The organism is Streptomyces sp. NPDC006450 (assembly GCF_040612195.1).
GTDB lineage: Bacteria > Actinomycetota > Actinomycetes > Streptomycetales > Streptomycetaceae > Streptomyces.
The window spans coordinates 119,926-143,146 of sequence record NZ_JBEXPT010000004.1 but is presented as its reverse complement, the minus strand read 5'-3'; the positions used below and the strand labels follow the sequence as shown (position 1 = coordinate 143,146).

General features: G+C 73.9%; 21 protein-coding genes. 6 read left to right on the top strand and 15 right to left on the bottom strand.

The genetic code is table 11. From position 1 onward, the window contains the following. Positions 1–2: 2 nt before the first annotated feature. From ABZY57_RS03320 to ABZY57_RS03285, 8 genes are all read right to left on the bottom strand, one after another. Complete coding sequence (locus ABZY57_RS03320) at positions 3–548, bottom strand: hypothetical protein (protein WP_356507602.1); 546 nt, start codon at positions 546–548, stop codon at positions 3–5. After that, a complete protein-coding gene (locus ABZY57_RS03315; protein ID WP_356507600.1) occupies positions 545–1,576 on the bottom strand; it encodes a proline racemase family protein in 1,032 nt (343 codons plus the stop codon). The genes ABZY57_RS03320 and ABZY57_RS03315 overlap by 4 nt, the downstream gene beginning before the upstream one ends. Then, positions 1,573–2,577: a proline racemase family protein gene (locus tag ABZY57_RS03310; protein WP_356507598.1), complete on the bottom strand. Its 1,005-nt coding sequence runs from the start codon at positions 2,575–2,577 to the stop codon at positions 1,573–1,575. Before ABZY57_RS03310 ends, ABZY57_RS03315 begins: the two co-directional genes overlap by 4 nt. 20 nt (positions 2,578–2,597) lie before the next feature. Then, on the bottom strand, positions 2,598–3,527 hold the full coding sequence (locus ABZY57_RS03305; RefSeq protein WP_356507596.1) for a dihydrodipicolinate synthase family protein: 930 nt from the start codon (positions 3,525–3,527) through the stop codon (positions 2,598–2,600). 87 nt (positions 3,528–3,614) lie between these two features. Then, positions 3,615–5,033: an NAD(P)/FAD-dependent oxidoreductase gene (locus tag ABZY57_RS03300; protein ID WP_356507594.1), complete on the bottom strand. Its 1,419-nt coding sequence runs from the start codon at positions 5,031–5,033 to the stop codon at positions 3,615–3,617. Next, complete coding sequence (locus ABZY57_RS03295; RefSeq protein ID WP_356507592.1) at positions 5,014–5,349, bottom strand: (2Fe-2S)-binding protein; 336 nt, start codon at positions 5,347–5,349, stop codon at positions 5,014–5,016. The genes ABZY57_RS03300 and ABZY57_RS03295 overlap by 20 nt, the downstream gene beginning before the upstream one ends. A gap of 519 nt (positions 5,350–5,868) precedes the next feature. Then, positions 5,869–7,020, bottom strand: coding sequence for an FAD-binding oxidoreductase (locus tag ABZY57_RS03290; protein ID WP_356507590.1), 1,152 nt, complete (start codon positions 7,018–7,020; stop codon positions 5,869–5,871). Between the two features lie 48 nt (positions 7,021–7,068). Further along, positions 7,069–9,498 carry a collagenase gene (locus ABZY57_RS03285; protein ID WP_356507588.1) on the bottom strand — a complete coding sequence of 810 codons (2,430 nt, stop codon included), beginning with the start codon at positions 9,496–9,498 and terminating at the stop codon, positions 7,069–7,071. Positions 9,499–9,669: 171 nt separating this feature from the next. Between ABZY57_RS03285 and ABZY57_RS03280 the strand changes: the two genes are divergently transcribed. Beyond that, positions 9,670–11,061 carry an aminopeptidase P family protein gene (locus ABZY57_RS03280; RefSeq protein WP_356507586.1) on the top strand — a complete coding sequence of 464 codons (1,392 nt, stop codon included), beginning with the start codon at positions 9,670–9,672 and terminating at the stop codon, positions 11,059–11,061. A 102-nt stretch (positions 11,062–11,163) separates the two neighbouring features. On the opposite strand, the gene ABZY57_RS03275 is transcribed toward ABZY57_RS03280, so the two are convergent. The 3 genes from ABZY57_RS03275 to ABZY57_RS03265 form a co-directional block, all read right to left on the bottom strand. Next, positions 11,164–11,502 (bottom strand): hypothetical protein, encoded by a 339-nt coding sequence (locus ABZY57_RS03275; protein ID WP_356507584.1) that lies wholly within the window; start codon positions 11,500–11,502, stop codon positions 11,164–11,166. A gap of 180 nt (positions 11,503–11,682) precedes the next feature. After that, complete coding sequence (locus ABZY57_RS03270) at positions 11,683–12,081, bottom strand: RidA family protein (protein ID WP_356507582.1); 399 nt, start codon at positions 12,079–12,081, stop codon at positions 11,683–11,685. Then, positions 12,078–13,310, bottom strand: a complete 1,233-nt coding sequence (locus ABZY57_RS03265) for an acyl-CoA dehydrogenase family protein (RefSeq protein WP_356507580.1) — start codon at positions 13,308–13,310, stop codon at positions 12,078–12,080. Before ABZY57_RS03265 ends, ABZY57_RS03270 begins: the two co-directional genes overlap by 4 nt. A gap of 162 nt (positions 13,311–13,472) precedes the next feature. Between ABZY57_RS03265 and ABZY57_RS03260 the strand changes: the two genes are divergently transcribed. Genes ABZY57_RS03260 through ABZY57_RS03245 form a run of 4 tightly spaced genes read left to right on the top strand, consistent with a single transcriptional unit; the run spans position 13,473 to position 16,936 of the window. Further along, positions 13,473–15,125 carry an AMP-binding protein gene (locus tag ABZY57_RS03260; protein ID WP_356507578.1) on the top strand — a complete coding sequence of 551 codons (1,653 nt, stop codon included), beginning with the start codon at positions 13,473–13,475 and terminating at the stop codon, positions 15,123–15,125. 4 nt (positions 15,126–15,129) lie between these two features. Then, positions 15,130–15,939 (top strand): PaaX family transcriptional regulator C-terminal domain-containing protein, encoded by an 810-nt coding sequence (locus ABZY57_RS03255; protein WP_356507576.1) that lies wholly within the window; start codon positions 15,130–15,132, stop codon positions 15,937–15,939. A 57-nt stretch (positions 15,940–15,996) separates the two neighbouring features. Further along, a complete protein-coding gene (locus ABZY57_RS03250) occupies positions 15,997–16,458 on the top strand; it encodes a hypothetical protein (RefSeq protein WP_356507574.1) in 462 nt (153 codons plus the stop codon). A 1-nt stretch (position 16,459) separates the two neighbouring features. Next, a complete protein-coding gene (locus ABZY57_RS03245) occupies positions 16,460–16,936 on the top strand; it encodes a hypothetical protein (RefSeq protein ID WP_356507572.1) in 477 nt (158 codons plus the stop codon). Between the two features lie 8 nt (positions 16,937–16,944). On the opposite strand, the gene ABZY57_RS03240 is transcribed toward ABZY57_RS03245, so the two are convergent. After that, positions 16,945–19,272: a bifunctional salicylyl-CoA 5-hydroxylase/oxidoreductase gene (locus ABZY57_RS03240; protein ID WP_356507570.1), complete on the bottom strand. Its 2,328-nt coding sequence runs from the start codon at positions 19,270–19,272 to the stop codon at positions 16,945–16,947. Positions 19,273–19,276: 4 nt separating this feature from the next. Beyond that, positions 19,277–20,104 (bottom strand): enoyl-CoA hydratase family protein, encoded by an 828-nt coding sequence (locus ABZY57_RS03235; RefSeq protein WP_243331536.1) that lies wholly within the window; start codon positions 20,102–20,104, stop codon positions 19,277–19,279. A 262-nt stretch (positions 20,105–20,366) separates the two neighbouring features. On the opposite strand from ABZY57_RS03235, the gene ABZY57_RS03230 reads away from it, so the two are divergent. Then, positions 20,367–20,786, top strand: coding sequence for an ATP-binding protein (locus ABZY57_RS03230; protein WP_356507568.1), 420 nt, complete (start codon positions 20,367–20,369; stop codon positions 20,784–20,786). A 19-nt stretch (positions 20,787–20,805) separates the two neighbouring features. On the opposite strand, the gene argF is transcribed toward ABZY57_RS03230, so the two are convergent. Together argF and ABZY57_RS03220 are read right to left on the bottom strand one after the other, a co-directional pair. Further along, entirely contained in the window at positions 20,806–21,816 is a 1,011-nt protein-coding gene (argF, locus tag ABZY57_RS03225) for an ornithine carbamoyltransferase (protein WP_356507566.1), read from the bottom strand. A gap of 131 nt (positions 21,817–21,947) precedes the next feature. Continuing rightward, on the bottom strand, positions 21,948–23,174 hold the full coding sequence (locus ABZY57_RS03220; RefSeq protein WP_356507564.1) for an arginine deiminase: 1,227 nt from the start codon (positions 23,172–23,174) through the stop codon (positions 21,948–21,950). Between the last annotated feature and the right edge of the window lie 47 nt (positions 23,175–23,221).

Here is a 23,221-nt window from a genome sequence, read left to right as displayed (position 1 = left end):
CGCTAACTGCCCCCCCCCCCCGGCGCGGCCGCCCCCGCCTGCAGCGCGGGGGCCGCGCTGCCCGGGGACCCCGCACGGGCCACGACCACCACCTCCGCCAGCGTCCGCATCGCGTGCACCGCTTCGAGGTGCCCGTACGCCTGCGGCCCCGAGCCGAAGACCAGCAGTCGCAGCGGCCGCCCGGCCGGGGCCAGGTGGCGCAGAGCGAGCGCCGAGACCGCCGGGGTGCGCAGGGTGGTCAGCGCCGCCCCGTCGAGCAGGGCGAGGGGGCGCAGGGTGGGGCCGTCCAGGAGGAGGTAGGACCCGGTGATCCGGGGCAGCCCGAGCGCCGGGTTCCCCGGGGCCACCCCGGCGATCTTCACGCCGGCGTAGGCCCCGGTGGCGGCCGGCATCAGCAGCAGCTCCCCGCCGCCGGGCACGGGCAGGGCGCTGCGCGGCGGGCAGGTCTCCGGGTCCAGCCCGGCCAGCAGTACGCCGGCGAGCGCGTCGGCGGCGGCGGCCGGGCTCAGCAGGCCGGCCATCTCGGCGCCCGACAGCTGGGGGATCACAGCAGGAATCCCGTACCGAGCGCGTCCTGCGGGTCGACGGTGAAGAGGTGCTCGCCCGTGCGGTACGCCGTACCGGTGACCTCCGTGACCACGCCGTCGGGGACCCGCGCGGCGACGCGGCCCGTGAACACCGTGCCCACGACCGACTCGTGCAGCAGGTCCTCCCCCTCCCCCAGCCGCCCGTCCTCGGCCAGCAGTGCGAGCCGCGCCGAGGTGCCCGAGCCGCAGGGAGAGCGGTCGATCTGCCCGTCGGCGAAGACGGTGACGTTGCGCTGGTGCGGCCCGAAGGGGGTGTCGGGGAGCTCCTCGTACAGGGTCACCCCGTACACACCGGAGAGCAGCGGCCCGTCCGGGTGCCAGGTCCCGGGGTGGGTGGCGAGGGCGGCCCGGATCTCCTTCCCGGCCCGCACGAGCTCGGGCAGGGAGGCCACGGTCACCTCCAGGCCGAGATCCCGGGCGGGCAGGGAGGCGTAGCAGGCCCCGGCGTGCGCGATGTCCACCTCGGCCATGCCCAGGGTCGTGGCGACGGGCACCTTGCGGGCACTGGCGCGGGCCGGGACGTTGCGGAAGGTGACCCCGGTGGTGCGACCCCCGGAGCGGTGCACGGTCGCGCCGACCCGCCCCGAGGGCACGTCGATCCGTACCTGGACGTCCCCGTCGTCCGGGGCGGCGACCCGGCCGGTGTCCACGGCCCAGGCACCCAGCGCCATGGTGCCGTGGCCGCAGGCGGTGGAGTAGCCGTCCTTGTGCCAGAACAGCACCCCGAAGTGGGCCCCGTCGTCGTCGGGCGGGACCACGAAGCCCCCGTACATCCCGGCGTGTCCGCGCGGCTCCTGCACGAGGAGCCGCCGTACGTCGTCCAGGGCGCCGCGCCGGGGGGCGGTGCCCGATCCGCCCGGTCCGATGGCGGTGGCGCAGCGCTCGGCGACGGTGTCCCCCGGCACGGGCGGGGCGCCCCCGGTGGTGAGATCGACGATGCGGAAGGGCTCGCCCGCCGTGTGGTAGTCCACGGTTCGTACGACGGTCACAGCAGGAACCCTCCGGGGAACGGGTCGGACGGGTCGAGGAAGTACTGGGCGGTGCCGGTGATCCAGGCCCGGCCGGTGACGGTGGGCACGAGGGCCGGGCGGCCCGCCACCGTGGTCTCGCCGATGAGGCGGCCGGTGAACTCGGTGCCGATGAAGGACTCGTTGACGAAGTCCGTGTCCAGGGGCAGGAGTCCGCGGGCGTGCAGCTGCGCCATGCGCGCGCTGGTTCCCGTACCGCACGGCGAGCGGTCGAACCAGCCCGGATGGATGGCCATCGCGTGCCGGGAACGGCGGGCGTCGGATCCGGGGGCGGCGAGGTAGACGTGCTTGACCCCTCCGAAGGAGGGGTTCTCGGGGTGCACGGGCCGGTCCTCGGAAGCGTTGATCGCCTCCATGAGGGCCAGGCCCGCGGCGAGCAGGTCGTCCCCGCGCTCCCGGTCGAAGGGGAGCCCGAGGGAGTCGAGTTCGACGAAGGCGTAGAAGTTGCCGCCGTAGGCGAGGTCGTAGGTGACCGTGCCGTACCCGGGGACCTCGGCCTTGAGGTCGAGGCCGACGCAGAAGGCCGGGACGTTGGTGAGGGTGACGGCGGTGGCCGCCCCGTCCTCGACGTGGACGTCCACGCTGACCAGCCCGGCGGGTGTGTCGAGCCGGACGGTGGTGACCGGCTCGACGACGGGCACCATGCCGGTCTCCACCAGGACGGTGGCGACTCCGATGGTGCCGTGCCCGCACATGGGGAGCAGGCCCGACACCTCGATGTAGAGGACGCCGAAATCGGCGTCGGGGCGGGTCGGGGGCTGCAGGATGGCGCCGCTCATCGCGGAGTGGCCGCGCGGCTCGTACATGAGCAGGGTCCGGATGTGGTCCAGGTGTTCGATGAAGTGGAGCCGCTTGTCGGCCATGGTGGCGCCGGGGATGACCCCGACTCCCCCGGTGATCACCCGGGTGGGCATGCCCTCGGTGTGCGAGTCCACCGCGTGGTAGATGTTTCGGGTGCGCATCAGGTCCCCCTCGGGATGGGCTAGTTGAGACCCTCGGCGAGGGCCTTCTCGGTGGCGGCGCGGACGCCGGCCTCGATCTCGCCGGTGAGCGGGAAGCGCGGCGGGCGGGTGGGGCCACCGGGGCGGCCGGCCAGGTCCATGGAGAGCTTGATGGCCTGGACGAACTCCGTCTTGGAGTCCCAGCGCAGCAGGGAGTGCAGGGACTTGTAGAGCGGCAGGGCGGTGTCGAGGTCTCCCGCGACGGCGGCGCGGTAGAGGGTGGCGCAGGCCTGCGGGAGCGCGTTGGGGTAGCCGGCGATCCAGCCGACGGCGCCGGCGAGGGCCAGTTCGAGGAGGACGTCGTCCGCGCCGATCAACAGGTCCAGGCCCGGGGCGAGTTCGGCGATCTCGTAGGCGCGCCGCACGTCCCCGCTGAACTCCTTGACGGCGACGATGGAGCCGTCGGCGTGCAGCCGGGCCAGCAGGGCCGGGACGAGGTCCACCTTGGTGTCGATGGGGTTGTTGTACGCGACCACGGGCACGCCGGCGCGGGCGACCTCGGCGTAGTGGGCGCGCACGGCGTCCGCGTCGGCCCGGAAGGCGTTCGGCGGGAGCAGGAGTACGGATCCGGCGCCTGCCTCTGCGGCCTGCTCGGCCCAGCGGCGGGATTCGGCACTGCCGTAGGCGGCGACTCCGGGCATCACCCGGGCGCCGTCACCGGCGGCCTCGACGGCGGTCCGGACGACGGCGGCACGCTCCTCGTCGGTGAGGGTCTGGTACTCGCCGAGGGAGCCGTTGGGGACGACGCCGTCGCAGCCGTTGGCGATCAGCCAGGCCACGTGTTCGGCATAGGCGTCGTGGTCGACGCTCAGGTCTTCCCGCAGGGGCAGCGTGGTGGCGACCATGATGCCGTGCCAGGGGCGGGTGCGGGTGTCCGTACCAGCGGGCGCGGGGGTGTGCGCGTGGGTCATGAGAGTGCTCCCTAGGGTGATGTGTGACATTTTACTAGTGGGTGTGACGTGGCCACAAGAGGTGCGGCCGCCCTGTCGGCAGTCCCGTCAGGGAAGTTCGGCGGGAAGTTCCGCGAGATGGCGGAGGGGGACCGGGCAGGACAGCGGCCTGCGGTCGGGGGCGGGGCCTTCGAACGTCGCGGCCCCTCCCGCGAGGGCGGCGACGGCCGGGCCGCACATCCTCCCCTGGCACCAGCCCATGCCGGCCCGGGTGAGGAGCTTGACCGTACGGGCGTCCCGCGCCCCCAGGTCTTCGACGGCCTCCCGGATCCGGCCGGCCGGGACCTCCTCGCAGCGGCACACATCGGTGTCCTCGCGCAGCCAGCCGGTCCACCCGGGCCCGGGGCGGTGCGCGCCGGCCATCGCGGCGGCGAACGCGCGCAGCCTCGTACGGGTACGGGCAAGGCGCGCCGGAACGGACCGGCCCGCGATCGAGTGTGCGGCGATCTCCCCCTCGGCCAGGGCCAGTTGGGCACCGCCGATGCCGCCGGTCTCCCCGGCTGACCAGACGCCGGGGACGGAGGTGCGCTGCTCCGCGTCCAGTTCCAGGGCGACGGTCGCGTCCGGGCTCGGGCGGGTGGCGCAGCCGAGACCGGTGGCCAGCTCCAGCTGCGGCACGAGCCCGTGGCCGACGGCCACGACGTCGCAGGGGATGCGGCGGGCGGTGCCGGGGACCGGGCGCCAGTCGCGGTCGAGACGGGCCACCGTGACGGCCTCGACCCGGTCGGTGCCGTGGGCCTCGGTGACGGCGTGCCGGGTGAGCAGGCGCACCCCGTGGCGGAGCAGGGCCCCGCCGTACGTGGCGCCTTCGGCGAGCTTCCCGGGGTTGCGGAGCAGGGCGGGGGCGTGGGCGGCGTAGCCCGTGTACGCGGCCGCCTCCACGACGGCGGGCACCCGGGCTCCGGCGGCGGCGAGCGAGCCGGCCACGGCGAGCAGCAGGGGCCCGCTCCCGGCGACGACGACCCGGCTGCCCGGCAGCACGAGCCCGCTCTTGAGCATGGCCTGCGCCCCGCCGGCCCCGACGACCCCGGGCAGGGTCCAGCCGGGGAAGGGGAGCTGGCGCTCGTAGGCGCCCGTGGCGAGCAGGACGGTGCGGGCCCGGACGGTGGCGGGGGCCTCGTCGGGGCCGGCGACGGCGTGCAGGGTCCAGACGGCGGTCCCGCCGGGGGTGACCGTCCAGACGTGGTGGTACGGCAGGTACGTGATCCGGCCGGCCACCACGTGGTCGCGCAGGGCGGCTTCGCGCGAGGCGAAGGCGGACCATCCGTGATGCAGGGCCTCGGGGCGGTCCGCGCCGAGTCCGGGCGCGGGGTGGCGGTAGTACTGCCCGCCGGGGCGCTCCCCCGCGTCGAGCAGGGTGACACGCAGCCCCAGGCCGGCGGCCGTGACCGCGGCGGCGAGTCCGGCGGGACCGGCACCCACGACGGCGAGGTCGCAGGGTGCGGAGTCAGACGGCGAGGTCGTCACGGCCGGTCCCTTCCTGGGTGGTGACGTGGTCGCCCGGGCGGGCGGGGACGAGGCACGCGCGCTGGTTCGGGCGGCCGTTGACGGTGACGAGGCAGTCGTAGCAGCTTCCGATCCCGCAGAACGCTCCGCGGGGGGAGGCGGTTTCGCGGGTGGTGCGCCAGGCGAGGATGCCGGCGGACCAGAGGACGGCGGCGATGCTCTGCCCGGCTTGGGCCGGGAGCTCGCGGTCGTCGAAGCGGAGGCTCCAGGTTTCGGCGGGGGTGCCGCCCACCAGGTCGCGGGGCGACCTTCGCCGGCCCCTCGTAGCTTCGCTCATCGCTTCCGTCCTCCTAGGTTCCTCTACGCGGCGCGTTCCGTACTGCGGTTGCCCTGCGGGGGCTGTCCCCTACCCGCCCTTCCACCGTTCCCCGGGCTCCGCCCGGACCCGCGCCTCAAACGCCGGCGGGGCTGGAAGGGGTCCCGGGCTGCGCCCGGACCCCCTGGGGCTCCGCCCCAGACCCCGATCCTCAAACGCCGGACGGCTGAAGAGCCGAACACCGCCCGGCCGGGCAAGAGGGCACCCGGGCCGGGGACGGGGGCGGGGTGGGGTGTCGGCCTGGACGTAAAGCGTGATGTGTGGCGCGAGAGCCCCCTCCCCCCATCGCAGCGGAGTACAGGGCGCCTAAATCATGCAGTCCAGGCCGACACCCCACCCCGCCCCCGGCACCGGCCCACCCGCAGCCGGACCGACGCCGGCCACACCCCAGCCCCGCCGGCGTTTGAGGCGCAGGGGCCCGGGGACCGGTCCCCGGCAACGGCGCCGCACCCGCACCCACCCCCGCACCCGACCCCCCGGTCACCGCGAGCCCTCCGCGAACCGGGCCGGGGCGAAGGGCCCGGGGTCCACGGCCGGCGTGGTGGACGTCAGGGCCGCCGCGATCAGGACGCCCGTCCCCGGGGCCAGGCCGATGCCCGCGCCCTCGTGCCCACAGGCGTGGAACAGCCCCGGAACCCGGGGGTCCGGACCGATCGCCGGGAGGTGGTCCGGCAGGTAGGGACGGAAGCCGTGGTAGGTGCGCAGCACGCGCACGTCTGCCAGGACCGGAAAGAGGGCTGCCGCCTGCGCCGCCAGCCGCCGCAGGGCTTCCGTCGACAGCGAGCGGTCGAAGCCGACCCGTTCGCGGGTGGCGCCGATCAGGACCGGCCCCGCCGGGGTGCCCTCGACCACCGCGGAGGACTGCAGCGACGCGGACCCGCTCGCGACGTCCGCGATGTAGTCCGCGGCGTAGACCTTGTGGCGCACCACCCTCGGCAGCGGCTCCGTCACCAGGACGAACCCCCGCCGGGGCAGCACCGGAAGGCCGACTCCGGCCAGCGCGGCCACCGCCCCGCCCCAGGTCCCGGCCGCGTTGAGCACCGCCGGGGCGAGGAGGTCGCGGCGAGCCGTACGGACACCGCGGATCCCGCCCGCGGGGCCGAGGAGCAGCTCCGTGACCTCCTCCCCCAGGTGGACCTCCACCCCGGGCGCCGCGGCCAGCAGCCGCGCCGCCGCCTGGGCCGGCTGGACCTGGGCGTCCTGCGGGTAGAGGAAGCCGCCCGCCAGGTCCGGGGCGAGGTGGGGCTCCAGTTCGCGAAGCTCCCCCGGTCCCACCTCGACCGCGTCGACCCCGGCCGCGCGCTGGCCGTCCGCGAAGCCCCGCAGGGCCTTCACGGTGGCCTCGTCCGCGGCGACGACCAGGCCGCCCTTGGCCTCGTACTCGATCTCCCGCGGGAGATCGAGGGCGAGTTCGCGCCACAGCCGGGCGGAGAGGAGCGCGAGCTCCAGTTCGGGGCCCGCCTCCTTGTCGGAGACGAGGAGGTTGCCTTCGCCGGCGCCGGTGGTCCCGCCGGCGACCGGGCCGCGGTCGACGACGGCCACGCGCAGTCCGGCGCGCGCCGCGTAGTACGCGCACGCGGCTCCGACGACGCCGGCGCCGATGATCACGAGGTCCGGGGAGTGTCTGGGCACGACAGTAATATGTCACATTTCTTTAAGAGGGGACAGAGCCGGTCGAGGTCAGCCGCGGAGCGGGCCCTCGCAGCTGTAACCCGACGTTCCCGCCACCCGGTTGGTCCAGATCTCCAGTGCGCCGAAGGAGCAGTTCATGTCGGCCAGGTTGTTCGAGGCCGCGCCCGCCCGGTCGAGGATGAAGTAGTCGACCGTCTCGGACATGTCCTTGAAGTTCTGGTCCGCGCTGCGCCAGTCCTTCAGGTTCGCCGTGATCCTGCCGGTACAGGTGAACCGGCGCTTGCCCGGCTCGCCGTTCTCCACGCAGTCCGGGGTGTTGTACGTGGCCGTCGCGAAGGTGGACTTCACGTCCGCGAGCGCCGCGTCGCGCAGCTGCGCGTTCGGGGTGAAGGAGGTGTTCGGCACGAAGAGCTGGTCCACCTTGGCGATCTGGGCGTCCAGGAACCGGTCGTAGCCGGTCTGGACGGCCGCGTCCCGGCCCATCCTGCTCCGCCAGGCGTCGAAGCCCGCCGGGTCGTCGGCGCGCAGGTAGCCGTACATCTCCCGCAGCTTCGAGGGCTGCTCGGCCCACAGGAACTCGAAGAAGGCGCCCGAGTAGCCGTAGAAGCGGAAGCCGTCGTTGGCGTACGTGGCGTGCAGGAGCTGGTTCACCGACATGCGCGGGCCGCCGCCGGCCGTGTCGGTGATGATGCTCCTGATCAGGGACTTGCGTACGGCGATGCCGTTGTCGCGGGTCGCGCCGTCGAAGAACTCGGCGGTGCCCTCGTCCATGGCGGTCGTACGGTCGCCCTCGTACCAGGCGCCCTGGCCGAAGGATCCGGGGACGGCGAAGCGGCCGTTGAGGTAGTGCGTGTACTCGTGGCGGAAGAGCTCTTCCAGGGTGAGCGAGGAGTCCTGCGGGACGCGGCGCTGGTAGGTGTAGAAGGTGGCGCCGTTCTCGATGTAGATGCCGCCGTTGTTGGTGCCGTAGCCGGTGAGGACCGGGTGGTAGTTCACGTAGTCGGCGCGCGAGGCGTAGAGCACGATGTTCAGCGTGGCGTTGGGGTCCCCGGCGATCGGCTGGTCGGAGCCCACGACCCGGTGGAACTGGGTCTTGACCTGCTTGCTCGCGTAGTAGAGCTGGTCGACGGTGGCCCGGTCGAGGGCGGTGCGGACCTTGATGGCGCCGTTGTCGTACGTGAAGGCGTTCGGGAACAGCTCCCGCTCGATGTCCTCCCTGCACACTCCGTACGGCTTGCACGCCTGGTAGAAGTTGAGCCAGGAGACGGCCTTCGCCCACGGCTCGCTGCCGTCGCCGAAGGCGGCCCTGGCCGGGCCCAGGAGCGCGCCGAGGTCGGCGACGATCCCGTCCCTCAGCCCCGCGATCTGGCCGAAGCGGCCGAACTCGGCGATGGCGTCGCGGGCCACCCAGGCGTTCGCGGTGCCCTTGAGGTGGGCGTAGGCCGCGAAGTTCTTGAAGGTGGCGCGGTACGGGGCGTCGGCGGCGGCCGCCGTGTGGAACGCGGTGTCGTTGTTGTACACGCCGAGGTAGTTGACGGAGAGGGCGGCGAGCGCCGCGCCCGCCCAGGCGGTGTCCAGGTGCGTCGCGGTGTGCGACGGGTCCATGGTGGCCAGGACGTTCCTGATCAGGCCGAGCTGGTGGTGGCGCAGGCCGGGGGCGCTGCCGGCGTAGAGGGCCTCGCGCAGGGTGCGGGCGTTGGAGCCGGTGACGTCGAAGGTGCGGGCGGCGCCGGCGAAGGCGGCGATGGCCTGGCGCATGGCGTCGACGGTCGGGCCGTCGGTGACGTCGATCTCGGTGCGGGAGTGGTCGTGGTAGGCCACGGCGTGCAGGTAGGTGAACATCTCCTCCAGGTGGGAGGAGCCCAGGCCGTCATGGGAGGCGGCCAGGGCGGATATCCGGCGTGAGACGGCCTGCACGTGGGCGTCCGACATGACGGGGGCCAGCCGCGCGTCCCAGGTCCAGATGAGGCCCGAGAGGCAGCCGCCCTTGGCCGCGGTGACGGCCGGGTCGGCGAGGAAGTCGGCGAACTGCTCCGGGGTGAGTCCGGTGATCCCGTCGAGGGTGCAGGGGACGCCCGCGGCGGTGCCCGCGGCGGCGGCGGCGAGCCTGCCGCTCTTCGTGGCGGGCGCGGCGGCGGTCGCCGACTCCGCGACGGCGCCGGGCACCTTGCCGGCGGCGACGGCCCGGCCGCCCGGGTTCCGGCCGCCGGGGGCCGGGGCGGGCGCGGGGGCCGCCTGCTGCGCGTCGGCGAGGCGCTCCACCTCGTCGAACGGGTTGGCACCGGCCTCGGCGCCCGGAGCCCCGCCGGGGGACTCGGTGGTGGAGCCGGTGAAGGTGGCGGCCGCGGTGGCGGCCGGGCTGTCGGCGCGTTCGCCGGTCCCGGAGGCCCGGCTCGTGGCCTGGCCCGCCGTGGCGAGGAGGGTGACCGCGACGGCGGCGGAGAGGAGGGACGTGCGCACAACGCTGTGCTGGGACACCAAGGACTCCTGGCTGGGAGGGGTGGCGGGGAGAACGTGCGGAACTGCCCTGCTTCACGCGGCGTTTGACGGGGGTTAACGGTGCGCGGTGTGAGCTGTAACATAGTAATGTGAAATTGCACTGACAAGACCCGTGCGCCCACCAGTTCGCATCTTCCCGAGGGAGCCCCCGTGACCGACACCCCCTCCCGCCCCACCACCGGGCTCAACATCGGCAGCCACGACCTGCCCGTATCAGCCGAGTTGTCCCGTTTCATGGCGTCGGACTGGGCGGCCTCTCCGCTGCCGGACGCCTCGCGCGTCCCCTCGTACGCCGTCACCCCGGCCCGCCGCGCCCGCCTCTCCGCGCGCTTCCCCGGGGAGCGCCTGATCATCCCCGCGGGCGAGCTGAAGGTCCGCAGCCACGACTGCGACTACCGCTTCCGCCCGCACAGCGCGTACGCCTGGCTGACCGGGCTCACCGGCGAGGACCAGGTCGGCCACGTCCTGGTGCTGGAACCGGCCGGCCCGCACGGGCACGAGGCCGTGCTCTACCTGCGTCCGCGCTCACCGCGCACCGGCGGCAACGAGGAGTTCTACCGCGACCGCCGCTACGGGGAGTTCTGGGTCGGCCGCCGTCCCGACCTCGCCGAGGCGGAGCGGCTCTCCGGCATCCGCTGCGCCCACCTGGACGCGCTGGGTTCCCCGTCGGGGCGCAATGCCGCCGCGGACCCGGAGCTCGCCGTCGCCCTCTCCGAACTGCGCCTGGTCAAGGACGCATGGGAGGTGGCCGAGCTGCAGCTCGCCGTCGACCACACCACCGCCGGGTTCGAGGACGTCGTACGGGACCTCCCGCGCGCCCTGGCCCACCCGCGCGGCGAGCGCTGGATCGAGGGGGTCTTCAACCGCCGCGCCCGCGCCGAGGGGAACGGCACCGGCTACGACACGATCGCCGCGTCGGGCGCGCACGCCTGCGTACTGCACTGGATCCGCAACGACGGCCGGCTGAACGCGAGCGACCTGCTCCTGATGGACGCGGGCGTGGAGACCGACGGCCTCTACACGGCGGACGTCACCCGCACCCTCCCGCTGTCGGGCCGGTTCTCCCCCGTCCAGCGCCAGGTGTACGAACTGGTCCTGGCGGCGCAGGACGCGGGCATGGCGGCGCTGCGGCCGGGCGCGAGCTTCCGCGACTTCCACCGGGCCGGGATGCGGGTGATCGCGGAAGGGCTGGCGGAGTGGGGGGTGCTCAAGAACGCCGAGGGCGATCTGCACCGGCGCTACACCCTGTGCAGCAGCGGGCACATGCTCGGGCTGGACGTGCACGACTGTGCGCAGGCGCGCGCGGACACGTACCTGGACGGGGTCCTGGAAGAGGGTCAGGTCCTCACCGTGGAGCCGGGGCTCTACCTCCAGCCCGACGACGAGACCCTTCCGCCGGAGCTGCGCGGCATCGGCGTCCGCATCGAGGACGACCTGGTGATCACGGCCGAGGGCGCCCGGCTGATGTCGGGCGCCCTGCCGCGCACGGTGGCGGGCATCGAGGAATGGATGGGGAACCTGCTGGAGGAGGGCGGCCGCTAGCGGGCCGCGGGACGGGGCGGGCCCCGGCGCGGTCCACCGCGCCCGGGCCTCGGCCTCGCAGGGACGCCCTGGCACCGATGGGGTCAGGTCCCGGGCGGTCGGTCAGTCGTTCCAGTTCCCGTTGTGGTGGCCTCCGTCGTTCCAGCCGGCGTCACGCCAGTTGTCGCCGCGGTTCCAGTTGTCGTGGTTCCAGTTGTCGTGGTGGTTCCAGTTGTCGTGGTCCCAGTTGTCGTTCCAGTTGCTGTTGCGCCAGTTGCTGTCGTCCCAGTTGCTGTGCCAACTGTCGTTGTCCCAGTGGTCCCAGCACCAGCTGGGACGGTCGGCGCGCGAGGTGTCGCAGCAGTAGCGCCACCAGTCGTCCCCGCGCCAGTCACTGCCACGCCAGTCCGAACAGCGGTACGTCTGCGGCAGACCCGAGGCAAAGGCGCTGCTGACCGGCATCAGGCCGAGTGTGATCCCGGCGGCCCCTGCCACGGCTGCCGCAATGAACCCACGGCGCATAGTCATACACCTCCGAGAAGGAAGGGTTGAGTACTCCGGATTGCTCCGTTTTGAGGCATTTCAACCCTCCCCCCTCCCCTGCCCACTGTCAAAGGCACCCGCGCTCACCAGCGGAAAGGCCTACGGGAGCACCGCCAGCCCGTCCAGTTCGACCAGGGCCGCCTCGTCCCAGAGCCGGACCACGCCCACGACCGCCATCGCGGGGTAATCCCGGCCCGCCAACCGGCGCCAGATCCGGCCCAGTTCCGCGACGCAGGCCCGGTAGCCGGCCACGTCCACGGCGTAGACGGTGACCCGGGCCAGATCGGACGGCGAGCCGCCCGCCTCCGCCAGGGCGGCCAGCAGGTTCGCCAGCGCCCGCTCGAACTGCTGCGGCAGCGTCTCCCCGACCACCTTCCCCGCCCCGTCGAGCGCCGTCTGCCCGGCCAGGAACACCAGCCGGCTCCCGCTCGCGACGACGGCGTGCGAGAAGCCCGTCGCCGGGGACAGCTCCTCCGGGTTGATCCGCTCCAGGCTCACGCCTCCCCCACCTCCCGCATCGCGCGCGCCTCCCCTGTCTCGTGCATCTCCCGCGCCTCCCGGTAGAGCTCCTTGGCGATGATCGTGCGCTGCACCTCGCTCGCCCCCTCGTAGATCCTCGGCGCCCGCACCTCGCGGTAGAGGTGTTCCAGCAGGTGGCCCCGGCGCAGGGCGGCCGCCCCGTGCAGCTGTACCGCGTGGTCGACGACGTACTGGGCCGTCTCGGTGGCCAGCAGCTTCGCCATGGCGGCCCGCCTCGGTACCTGGGGGGAGCGCGCGTCCGCGTCGTAGGCCTCGGCCGCCGCGTAGACGAGGAGCCGGGCAGCCTCGGTCCGGGTGGCCATCTCGGCCACCCTGTGCGCCACGGCCTGCAGGTCGCCCAGTACCCCGCCGAAGGCGGTACGGGCGGCCGTGTGCGCCACCGTCGCGTCCAGGGCGGCCCTGGCCATCCCGACGGCGAAGGCGCCCACGCTGGGGCGGAAGAGGTTCAGGGTGTCCATGGCCACCTTGAAACCCCGGCCCGGCTCCCCCAGCAGGTCGGCCGGGCCCACCAGGACCCCGTCGAAGGCGAGCGCGCCGATCGGGTGCGGGGAGAGCATGTCGAGAGCCTCCCCCGAGAGCCCCGGCCGGTCCGCCGGGACCAGGAAGGCACTGACGCCCTTGGCCCCCGGGCCTTCGCCGGTGCGGGCGAAGACCGTGTAGAAGTCGGCCTCGGGCGCGTTGGAGATCCAGCACTTCTCCCCGCTGAGCCGCCAGCCGCGGCCGCCGCCCGGGCCGCCGCCCCGAGCGCCGCCCCTTCCGCCGCCCCCACCCTCGGGCACCGCTTCGAGCGCCAGCGCCCCCGCGTCCGATCCGGCCCCCGGCTCGCTCAGCGCGAAGGCCGCCACCGTGCGCCCGGCCCGCACCCCGGGCAGCCAGCGCTCGCGCTGCGCGTCGCTGCCCGAACGCAGGACCGGGTAGGCGCCCAGCCCCTGCAGGGCGAGGGCCGTCTCCGCCTCCGTGCAGCCGTAGGCGAGGGATTCGCGCAGCAGGCACAGTTCCAGCGCGCCCGAGGTGAACACCCGCCCCAGCAGCCCCTCTTCGCCGAGTGCGGCGAGCAACGGCCGGTTGACCCGGCCCGGCTCCCCCTTCTCGGCGAGCGGCCGCAGCCGCTCCGCCGCGAGTGTGCGCAGGCGCGCGCACCACTCCTCCTGGTCCACCCCGAGCGCGAATCCCGTGAATCGGGTCATCCGTATGCCCCAGCCTCTATCGCGTCCTGTTGACTCCCGTCACCATGACGATACGCTCGTGCTGCGTTCGCACGGCCCGGCTCTTCCACTTCGGTCCACAGTCCATACGCAGGGTCCGGCCCCCACCCGGGGCGCGGACCGTCGCAAGGGGGCGAACCCGCCTTGGATCTCCAGCCTTCCGCTCACCGAGACACCTTCGCGCGCGACCACCTGCCGCCCGCGCACGCCTGGCCGCGGCTCCTCTTCGAACTCCCCGGGCTGGCCTACCCCGACCGTCTCAACTGCGGCGTGGAGCTGCTCGACGCCACCATCGCCCGGCTGGGCCCCGACCGGCCCGCCTTCCGCGGCGCGGACGGCACGGTGTGGACGTACGGGGAGCTGCACGCCCGCGTGAACCGGCTCGCGCACGTCCTCACCTCCGACCTCGGGGTGGTCCCCGGCAACCGGGTGCTCCTGCGCGGCCCGACCGGCCCCTGGCTCGCCGCGTGCTGGCTGGCGGTGATGAAGGCGGGCGCGGTGGCCGTCACCGTCCTGGCCCAGCAGCGTGCGCAGGAGCTGGCCACGGTGTGCTCGATGGCCCGGGTGAGCCACGCCCTGTGCGAGGCGGAAGTGGTGGACGACCTGGTGAAGGCGGCGGTGCCCGGCCTGCGGATCACCACGTACGGCGGCGGGGCCCCGGACGACCTGCTGCGCCTGGCCGAAGCCGAGCGCCACGCGGGGCCCTTCCCGGCGGTGGACACCTCCGCCGACGACGTGGCGCTGATCGCCTTCACCTCGGGCACCACCGGCCGCCCCAAGGGCTGCATGCACTTCCACCGCGATCTGCTCGCGGTGGCCGACACCTTCTCCCGGGAGGTGCTGCGCCCCCGCCCCGAGGACGTCTTCGCGGGCAGTCCGCCGCTCGGCTTCACCTTCGGCCTCGGCGGTCTGGTGGTCTTCCCGCTGCGGGCCGGTGCCTCGGCCCTGCTGCTGGCGGACGGCTCCCCGCGCCGGCTGCTGCCCGCCCTGGCCGAGCACCGGGTGTCGGTGCTGTTCACCGCGCCCACCGCGTACCGGTCGATGCTGGACACGCTGGGCCCGTACGACACGGGCGCCTACGACCTCTCCGCGCTGCGCCGCTGCGTCTCGGCGGGCGAGAACCTGCCGGCCGCCACCTGGCAGGCCTGGTACGAGCGCACGGGCCTGCGGATCATCAACGGGATCGGCGCCACCGAGCTGCTGCACATCTTCATCTCGGCGGCCGACGAGGACATCCGGCCCGGTACGACGGGCCGCGTGGTGCCGGGCTGGGAGGCCCGGGTGGTGGACGAGGCGGGGCTGCCGGTCGCGGACGAGGTGCCGGGGCTGCTGGCCGTACGGGGGCCGGTGGGCTGCCGCTACCTGGCGGACCCCCGGCAGGGCGAGTACGTCCGGGACGGCTGGAACGTCACGGGCGACACCTACGTCCGGGACGCGGAGGGCTATTTCCGCTACGTGGCCCGGGCCGACGACATGATCATCTCGGCGGGGTACAACATCGCGGGCCCGGAGGTCGAGGAGGCCCTGCTGCGCCATCCCGACGTGCTGGAGGCGGCCGTGGTCGGCCGCCCGGACGAGCGGCGCGGGCAGATCGTGGTCGCGTACGCGGTCCCCCGGGAGGGCGCGGTCCTCACCGAGGACGCCCTGCGCACCTTCATGCGGACCGAGCTCGCCCCGCACAAATGCCCGCGCACCTTCGTCTTCCTGCCCGCCCTGCCCCGGACGGCGACGGGCAAGCTGCAACGCTTCCGGCTCCGCGATCAGGACGGTCCCGGCCGGGGACACGAATTACAGTGAAGCCGTGGTCGAGCTGCACACCCCGCGATCTCTGATCGTCACGTTCTACGGCGCCTACGGGCGGGCCTTCCCGGGCCCGGTCCCGGTCTCCGCGCTGGTCCGCCTGCTGGGCGCGGCCGGCGTGGACGCCCCGTCCGTCCGCTCGTCGGTGTCCCGGCTGAAGCGGCGCGGCTTCCTGCTGCCCGCCCCGACCGGGGACCGCGCGGCAGGGTACGAGCTCTCCGAGGAGGCCCGCCGGCTCCTGGAGGACGGCGACCGGCGGATCTACGGGGCCGCCCGCCCGGCGGAGTCCCAGGAGTGGCTGCTGGCCGTCTTCTCCGTCCCGGAGCAGGAGCGGGCGAAACGGCACCTGCTGCGCTCCCGGCTCGCCGGGCTCGGCTTCGGCTCGGTGACGCCCGGCGTGTGGATCGCCCCGGCGCGGTGGGAAGGGGAGACCCGCCGCACCCTGGAGCGGCTGCACCTGACCGCGTACGTGGAACTCTTCCGGGGCGCCCACCTGGGCTTCGCCCCGACGACCGAGTCGGTGGCCCGCTGGTGGGACCTGGCGGCGCTGGCCAAGCAGCACGAGGAGTTCCTCGACCTCCACGAGCCGTCGCTGCGCGCCCTGCAGACGGGCGCGGCCGTCCCCACCCCGGAGGCCGCCTACCGCGGCTACCTGCTCGCCCTGGACACCTGGCGCCGGCTCCCGTACGCCGACCCGGGCCTGCCGCGCGGGCTGCTCCCGGCGGACTGGCCGGGAGACCGCTCGGCGGCGGTCTTCGCGGAGCTCCACGAACGGCTGCGGGACCTCGGGGCGGGCTTCGTGGAACCGTGACCCCTGCGGGCGGGAAAACGGCTGTACCGCACACCGGGCCCGGGGCGATCATGTGCCATGACGTGGACCTTCACCCCTGATCTGGCGGCCTGGCCGGCCGCCGTCCGCCCCGCCGTGGCGGCGCAGCCCGTACCCAACACCCAGCTGGTCACGGTCATCGACGCGCTGGAGCGGCAGGGCCGGGACGCCTTCGGGTCCGAGCCGCCCCTCTTCGGCTCGTGGACCGGGGCCGACGGGCAGGTCGCGGGCGCCGTGGTGCGGTGCCCGCCGCACCCGCTGCTGATCGGCGCGCTGCCCGCGGAGGCTGTCCGGGAGCTGGGGGCCGCGCTCGCCGCCGAGCCGGCGCTCGCCGGAGTCGACGCGCTCAGCGCCCGCCGCGAGGACGCGACGGAGCTGGCCGCCTCCTGGGGGAGGCCGACCGAGGTCGTGGAGGAGAACCGCCTCTACCGGCCACCAGCAACCGCGTCTACCAGCGCCTGGGCTACACCCCGGTCGAGGACCGGGTGGAGGTGGCGCTGAGATGACCGGGCGCGACGAGCCGCTCGAACTGCGCGAGCCACTGGAACCGCTGGAGCCGCTCTGGATGCTGGCCGCGAACGTCGTCCTGTGGCGCCGCCACGGCGAGGGCGGCCAGGGCCAGCGCCCTGGCACCCGGATGTTCAAGGGCGGCTCCAAGGTGTACGTCCACTACCGCACGAACGGCTGGGAGGAGTGCCAGGTCATCGGCCGGCCCCGGCACGGCCGCCCGTACCGCCTGGCGTTCGTGGCCACCCGCCACCTGTACGGCTTCCGGCCCCGCCTCGTGCGGAGTCCGGCCGTGCTGCGGGCGGCCGCCTCTTCCGATTTCGGGGGCTTCCGGGACGAGGCCGAGGCCCGCGAGGACGCCGTGGCGATGGAGCACCTCGCCTGGGAGCTCCGCTCCGGCGCCTGGCCCGACCGGCCGCATCCGGAGCCCTGCCACTGCCACGAGTGCCTGGCCCTGCGGCCCCATCGGTAGCCGGGGGGCTACCCCCGGCCCGTCGGCGGCTTGCGGCTGCCGGCGCGGTAGGGGGCGGGCCAGGGTGCGGCCGGGCCGGTGTAGGACTGGTCGGCGGCCGCGTGCAGGGTCCAGTGCGGGTCGTAGAGGTGGGGGCGGCCGAGCGCGCAGAGGTCGGCGCGGCCGGCCAGCAGCAGGGAGTTGACGTCGTCCCAGGAGGAGATCGCGCCGACCGCGATCACCGGGACGTTCAGGGCGTTGCGGATCCGGTCGGCGTACGGGGTCTGGTACGCGCGCCCGTACTCGGGGGTCTCCTCCGCCACCACCTGGCCCGTCGAGACGTCGATGGCGTCCGCGCCGCGGGCCGCGAAGGCTCCGGCGATGGCCACCGCTTCCTCGGGCGAGGTACCGCCGGGCGCCCAGTCGGTGGCCGAGAGGCGGACCGTCATCGGCCGGTCCGCGGGCCAGACCGCGCGGACCGCGTCGAAGACCTCCAGCGGGAAGCGGAGCCGGTTCTCCAGCGGGCCGCCGTAGGCGTCGGTGCGGTGGTTGGTCAGCGGGGAGAGGAAGCCGGAGAGCAGGTAGCCGTGCGCGCAGTGCAGCTCCAGGAGGTCGAAGCCGCTTGCCGCTGCCCGGACTGCGGCGGCGGCGAAGTCGGAGCGGACGGCGGCGAGGTCGGCGGCGTCCATGGCCCGGGGCACGGCCGAGACCCCGGGGCGGTAGGGCAGCGCGGAGGCGGCCACCAGCGGCCAGTTCCCCTCGGGCAGCGGGACGTCCATGCCCTCCCACATCACCCGGGTCGAGCCCTTGCGGCCCGAGTGGCCGAGCTGGACGCCCAGCGCGGTGCCGGGCGCCGAAGTGTGCACGAAGTCGGCGATCCGCGCCCAGGCGGCCGCCTGCTCGGCGGTGTACAGGCCCGTGCAGCCCGGGGTGATCCGGCCCTCGGGGCTGACGCAGACCATCTCGGTCATCACCAGGGCGGCCCCGCCCAGCGCCCGCGCGCCGAGGTGCACCAGGTGGAAGTCGCCCGGCACGCCGTCGCCGCCGGTCGCCGAAGAGGAGGCCGAAGCCGAATACATGTCCATCGGGGACACCACGACCCGGTTGCGCAGGGTCAGCCCCCGCAGGGTGAACGGCGTGAACATCGGCGGGGTGCCCGCCTCGTCCGGGCCACCGCCCGCGGCCCCCTCCAGGCCCTCCGCCTCCGGGCAGCCGAAGTCGCGCTCCACCGCGCCGGTGAAGCGCGGATCGCGCAGCCGCAGGTTGCCGTGGGTGACGCGCAGGCTGCGGGTGAGGAGGTTGAAGGCGAACTGCCGGGCGGGCTGGTCCACGTACCCCGCGAGCTCCTCGAACCACCGCATGCTGGCGGCCGCCGCCCGCTGGGTGGAGGCCACGGCCGGCCGCCGCGCGGCCTCGTACGCGCTCAGCGCGGCCGGGACGTCCGCCTCGGTCTCCACCGCCCGCGCCAGCGCGAGCGCGTCCTCCACCGCCAGTTTGGTGCCGGAGCCGATCGAGAAGTGCGCGGTGTGCGCGGCGTCGCCGATCAGCACGGTGTTGCCGTGCGACCAGCGCGCGTTGACCACCGTACGGAACTGCGTCCACGCGGAGCCGTTCCCGCGCAGCGGCCGTCCGCGCAGCGCCTCGCCGAAGATCTTCGCGCAGCGCGCCGCCGATTCCGCCTCGTCGCAGAGGTCGAAGCCGGCGCGGTGCCATACCTCCTCGCGCATCTCGACGATCACGGTGGAGGAGTCCGCCGCATAGGGGTAGGCATGCAGCTGCATGACCCCGTGCTCGGTCTCCGCGATCTCGAAGCGGAAGGCCTCGAGGGCGAAGTCGGCGGCCAGCCAGATGTACCGGCACCGCCCGCCCGTCAGCGTGGGCCCGTAGTGCTCCGCCGCGGCCTCCCGGGTCGGGCTGTGCACCCCGTCGGCCGCGACCACCAGGTCGTACGAGGCTGCGAGCACCTCGGGCTCGGGCGCCCGGGTGCGGAAGCGGAGCCGGACCCCGAGGCCCGCGCAGCGCTCGTGCAGGACCTCCAGGAGCCGGCGCCGCCCCAGCGCGGCGAACCCGTGGCCTCCCGAGGTGAGCAGGCGGCCCCGGTGCACGATGTCGATGTCGTCCCAGCGGACGAACTCGGCGCTCAGGGCCGCGTGGACCACGGCGTCGGCCGCTTCGATGCCGCCGAGGGTCTCGTCGGAGAGGACCACTCCGAAGCCGAAGGTGTCGTCGGGGGCGTTCTTCTCCCACACGTCCACCGCGTGGCCCTGCCGCGCCAGCAGCGCGGCGGCGTACAGCCCGCCCGGGCCCCCGCCGACCACGGCGACCCGCAGCGCGGCGGATGTCCGGCCGGTGTTCATCGCGCTACCTGCCCTTCCACTGGGGCGGCCGCTTCCCGGTGAAGGCCGCGTGGAACTCCCGGTAGTCCTCGCCGTTCATCAGCAACGCCTGGGTGTTCGCGTCGAGTTCCACCGAGGCGGCGAGCGGCATGTCCAGCTCGGCGGTCAGCAGCGCCTTGGTCTGCGCGTACGCGAGGGCGGGGCCGGCGGCGAGGTGCGCGGCGAGCTCCGCCGCGCGCACGGAGGCCTTGCCCTCCTCGGTGACCTCGCTGAGCAGCCCGATCCGCTCGGCCTCCGGGGCCCTGACCTGCTCCCCCAGCATCAGCAGCCGGGTGGCGTGCCCGAGCCCGACGACGCGGGGCAGCAGGTACGCGGCGCCCATGTCCCCGCCGGAGAGGCCGACCCGGGTGAAGAGGAAGGCGAAGCGCGCCGTGGGGTCGGCGATGCGGAAGTCGGCGGCGAGCGCGATGACGGCCCCGGCGCCCGCGGCGACGCCGTGGACGGCGGCGATGACCGGGAAGGGGCATTCGCGCAGGGCGCGCACGACCTGCCCGGTCATCCGGTTGAAGTCGAGGAGCTGGGCGGTGTCCATCGCGAGGGTGGCGCCGATGATCTCGTCGACGTCACCTCCGGAGCAGAAGCCGCGCCCTTCGCCGCCGAGCACGAGGGCGCGTACGGACCGCTCCCGGGACAGTTCGGCGAGCAGGTCGCGCAGGTCGGCGTAGGCGCCGAAGGTGAGCGCGTTGAGCTTCTCGGGGCGGTCGAGGGTGACGGTGGCGACGCCGTCCCGCCGGTCCACCCGGAGGTGGTTCCAGCGTTCGGTCGCGGGCGTGGAACCGAGGAAGGGACTCACCCTCCCGAAGGTATCACCGGTCCATGACTGTCGTCAGGGAAGCGCGATAACTGTGGGTCCGTGCCCGGCGCGGACGCCACGCGCGCCGAACGTCCCGAGCCGGTGTGCCCCTCGTCCCTCGCGATCACACCGGGGTGCCCTACGGCGGGACATTTCCACTTCGTATCGTTGAAAACAGGATTTCCCCCGCAGCACCCCGTACGCCCTGTACACCCCGTACGCCCGATGCCCCTGCGCCTCCCACGGAAAGGACGGTCCTGCTGTGCCCGACGCCTCCGCCTGGCGGATCGCCCTGCCGCACACGACGGCTGCCGTACCCATCGCCCGCGCCCTCGTCCGTACGGCCCTCGCGGACATCGACGCACCCGCCGACAGCGACACCGCCGAACTGCTCACCGCCGAACTGGTCGCCAACGCCGTGGAACACACCCCGGGCGACGCCCCCATCGAGCTCGTCGTGGAGCTGCTGGCGAACGGCTGCCAGGTCGAGGTCCACGACGGGGATCCGCAGCCCCCCGCCGACCTGACCGCCCCCGGCCCGGACGACGCCCACCCCGACCCCTGGCAGGAGCACGGCCGCGGCCTGCTGCTGATCCGTACCCTGAGCTCGGCCTGCGGCCACCGCGCCACCGCGCACGGCAAGGCCGTCTGGTTCACGCTGCCGTCCCGGCCGCCCCGCTAGCCCCCAGCCCGGCGCATGACTATGCGGCCGGCTCCCCCAGGGTCGCGACGAGCACGGCCTTGATGGTGTGCAGCCGGTTCTCGGCCTCGTCGAAGACGACGGAGTGCGCCGACTCGAACACCTCGTCCGTCACCTCCAGCGACTCCAGCCCGTGCCGCTCGTGGATCTCCCGGGCCACCTTGGTGCCGAGATCGTGGAACGCCGGCAGGCAGTGCATGAACTTCACGTCCGGGTTCCCGGTGGCGCGCAGCACGTCCATGGTGACGGCGTACGGGCTCAGCGCCGCGATCCGCTCGTCCCAGACCTCCTTGGGCTCCCCCATGGACACCCAGATGTCGGTCACGACGAAATCGGCCTGCCCGACGCCCGCCGCGAGCTCCTCGGTGAGCGTGATCCGGGCGCCGCTGGCGGCCGCCAGCTCGCGGGCCGCGGCCACCACGGGCTCGGCCGGCCAGTAGTGCCGCGGCGCGACGATCCGTACGTCCATGCCCAGCAGCGCGCCGGTCACCAGGTACGAGTTGCCCATGTTGAAGCGGGCGTCGCCGAGGTAGGCGAAGGCGATCCGCTCCAGGGGCTTGGTGCAGTGCTCCGTCATCGTGAGCACGTCGGCCAGCATCTGGGTGGGGTGCCAGTCGTCGGTGAGGCCGTTGAAGACGGGCACGCCGGAGTGCGCGGCGAGCTGCTCGACGGCGTCCTGCGCGTCACCCCGGTACTGGATGCCGTCGAACATCCGGCCCAGCACCCGCGCCGTGTCCTTGACCGATTCCTTGTGGCCCATCTGGGAGCCGGAGGGATCGAGGTACGTGGTGTGGGCACCCTGGTCGGCGGCGGCGACCTCGAAGGCGCAACGGGTGCGCGTGGAGGTCTTCTCGAAGATCAGGGCGATGCTCTTGCCCTCGAGGCGGCGCCGCTCGGTCCCGGCCTTCTTGGCCGCCTTGAGTTCGGCGGCGAGCTCGACCAGGCCGCGGAACTCGGCGGCGGTGAAGTCGAGCTCCTTCAGGAAACTGCGGCCGACGAGATCGGTGGCCATGGGGACTCCAAAGTCACGGTGACGGGATTCTGGAAGTCTATACGACGCTCTGCATTGATATACAGACCCCTGAGGGTGCCCACCCCGGCCCTCGCGCCGGCGCCCTCCCCGGTACCCGTCCCCGAACGGCGCTACGTGGCGTCCCGCTCCACCGGACAGCTCATGCAGCGCGGCCCGCCCCGCCCGCGCCCCAGCTCGCTGCCCGGGATCTCGATCACCTCGATGCCTTGCTTGCGCAGGTGGGTGTTGGTCGTGACGTTCCGCTCGTACGCGACGACCACGCCCGGCTCCACGGCCAGCACGTTGCAGCCGTCGTCCCACTGCTCGCGCTCGGCGGCGTGCACGTCCTGGGTCGCCGTGAGCACCCGGATCGCGTCCAGCCCGAGGGCGGCGGCGATGGCCCGGTGCATGTGCTCCGCCGGGTGGTCGGTCACCTTCAGCTCGCTCGGGCCGCCGCCGGGCTCGATCGTGTAGGAGGGCAGCATGCCCAGGCCCGCGTACTGGGTGAACGTGTCCGCGTCGACCATCGTCATCACCGTGTCCAGGTGCATGAACGCCCGCCGCTTGGGCATGTCGAGCGCCACGATCGTCGTGGCCGACCCGGCGGCGAACATCCCGCGCGCCAGCATCTCCACCGCCTGCGGGGTGGTCCGCTCGCTCATCCCGATCAGCACGGCGCCGTTGCCGATGACCAGGACGTCGCCGCCCTCGATGGTGGACGGGTAGTCGGCCTGCCCCTGCGACCAGGTGTGGAAGGGCCCGGAGCCGGTGAAGAGCGGGTGGTGCTTGTAGATGGCCTCGAAGTGCACGGTCTCGCGCTGCCGGGCCGGCCAGCGCATCGCGTTGATGGACACCCCGTCGTAGATCCAGGCGGAGGTGTCCCGGGTGAAGAGGTGGTTCGGCAGCGGCCCCAGCAGGAAGCCGTCCAGGTCCAGGGCGTGGAAGCGGACCGACACCGGCTCCGCGTGCCGCTCCAGGAACTCCCGCTTGGTCATCCCGCCGATCAGCGCCTCGGCCAGGTCCGCCGAAGGCAGTCCGTCGAAGACGGCCCGCAGGTGGTCCGTGGCGAGCGGGCCGTACTCCTTCTCGTCGAAGACCCGGTCCAGGACGAGGTGTCTCGCCTCCGGGATCTCCAGGGCCTCCACCAGCAGGTCACCGAAGAGGTGGACCTCCACGCCCCGGTCGCGCAGTACGTCGGCGAAGCCGTCGTGCTCCTGGCGGGCCCTGCGCACCCACAGCACGTCGTCGAAGAGCAACGCGTCCTTGTTGCTCGGTGTGAGCCGCTTCAGCTCCAGGTCGGGCCGGTGGAGGATGACGCGGCGAAGCCGCCCGGTCTCGGAATCGACATGGAATCCCATGCCGTACACGTTCGCAGACCGGGCGGCCTTTTGAGGTGGCGTCGGCC

Excerpts from the sequence above, each read along its gene's own strand:
- ABZY57_RS03310 (WP_356507598.1), bottom strand. The coding sequence starts at position 2,577 with ATGCGCACCCGAAACATCTACCACGCGGTGGACTCGCACACCGAGGGC.
- ABZY57_RS03305 (WP_356507596.1), bottom strand. The coding sequence starts at position 3,527 with ATGACCCACGCGCACACCCCCGCGCCCGCTGGTACGGACACCCGCACC.
- ABZY57_RS03295 (WP_356507592.1), bottom strand. The coding sequence starts at position 5,349 with ATGAGCGAAGCTACGAGGGGCCGGCGAAGGTCGCCCCGCGACCTGGTG.
- ABZY57_RS03275 (WP_356507584.1), bottom strand. The coding sequence starts at position 11,502 with ATGCCGGTCAGCAGCGCCTTTGCCTCGGGTCTGCCGCAGACGTACCGC.
- ABZY57_RS03265 (WP_356507580.1), bottom strand. The coding sequence starts at position 13,310 with ATGACCCGATTCACGGGATTCGCGCTCGGGGTGGACCAGGAGGAGTGG.
- ABZY57_RS03250 (WP_356507574.1), top strand. The coding sequence starts at position 15,997 with ATGACGTGGACCTTCACCCCTGATCTGGCGGCCTGGCCGGCCGCCGTC.
- ABZY57_RS03245 (WP_356507572.1), top strand. The coding sequence starts at position 16,460 with ATGACCGGGCGCGACGAGCCGCTCGAACTGCGCGAGCCACTGGAACCG.
- ABZY57_RS03240 (WP_356507570.1), bottom strand. The coding sequence starts at position 19,272 with ATGAACACCGGCCGGACATCCGCCGCGCTGCGGGTCGCCGTGGTCGGC.
- argF (WP_356507566.1), bottom strand. The coding sequence starts at position 21,816 with ATGGCCACCGATCTCGTCGGCCGCAGTTTCCTGAAGGAGCTCGACTTC.
- ABZY57_RS03220 (WP_356507564.1), bottom strand. The coding sequence starts at position 23,174 with ATGGGATTCCATGTCGATTCCGAGACCGGGCGGCTTCGCCGCGTCATC.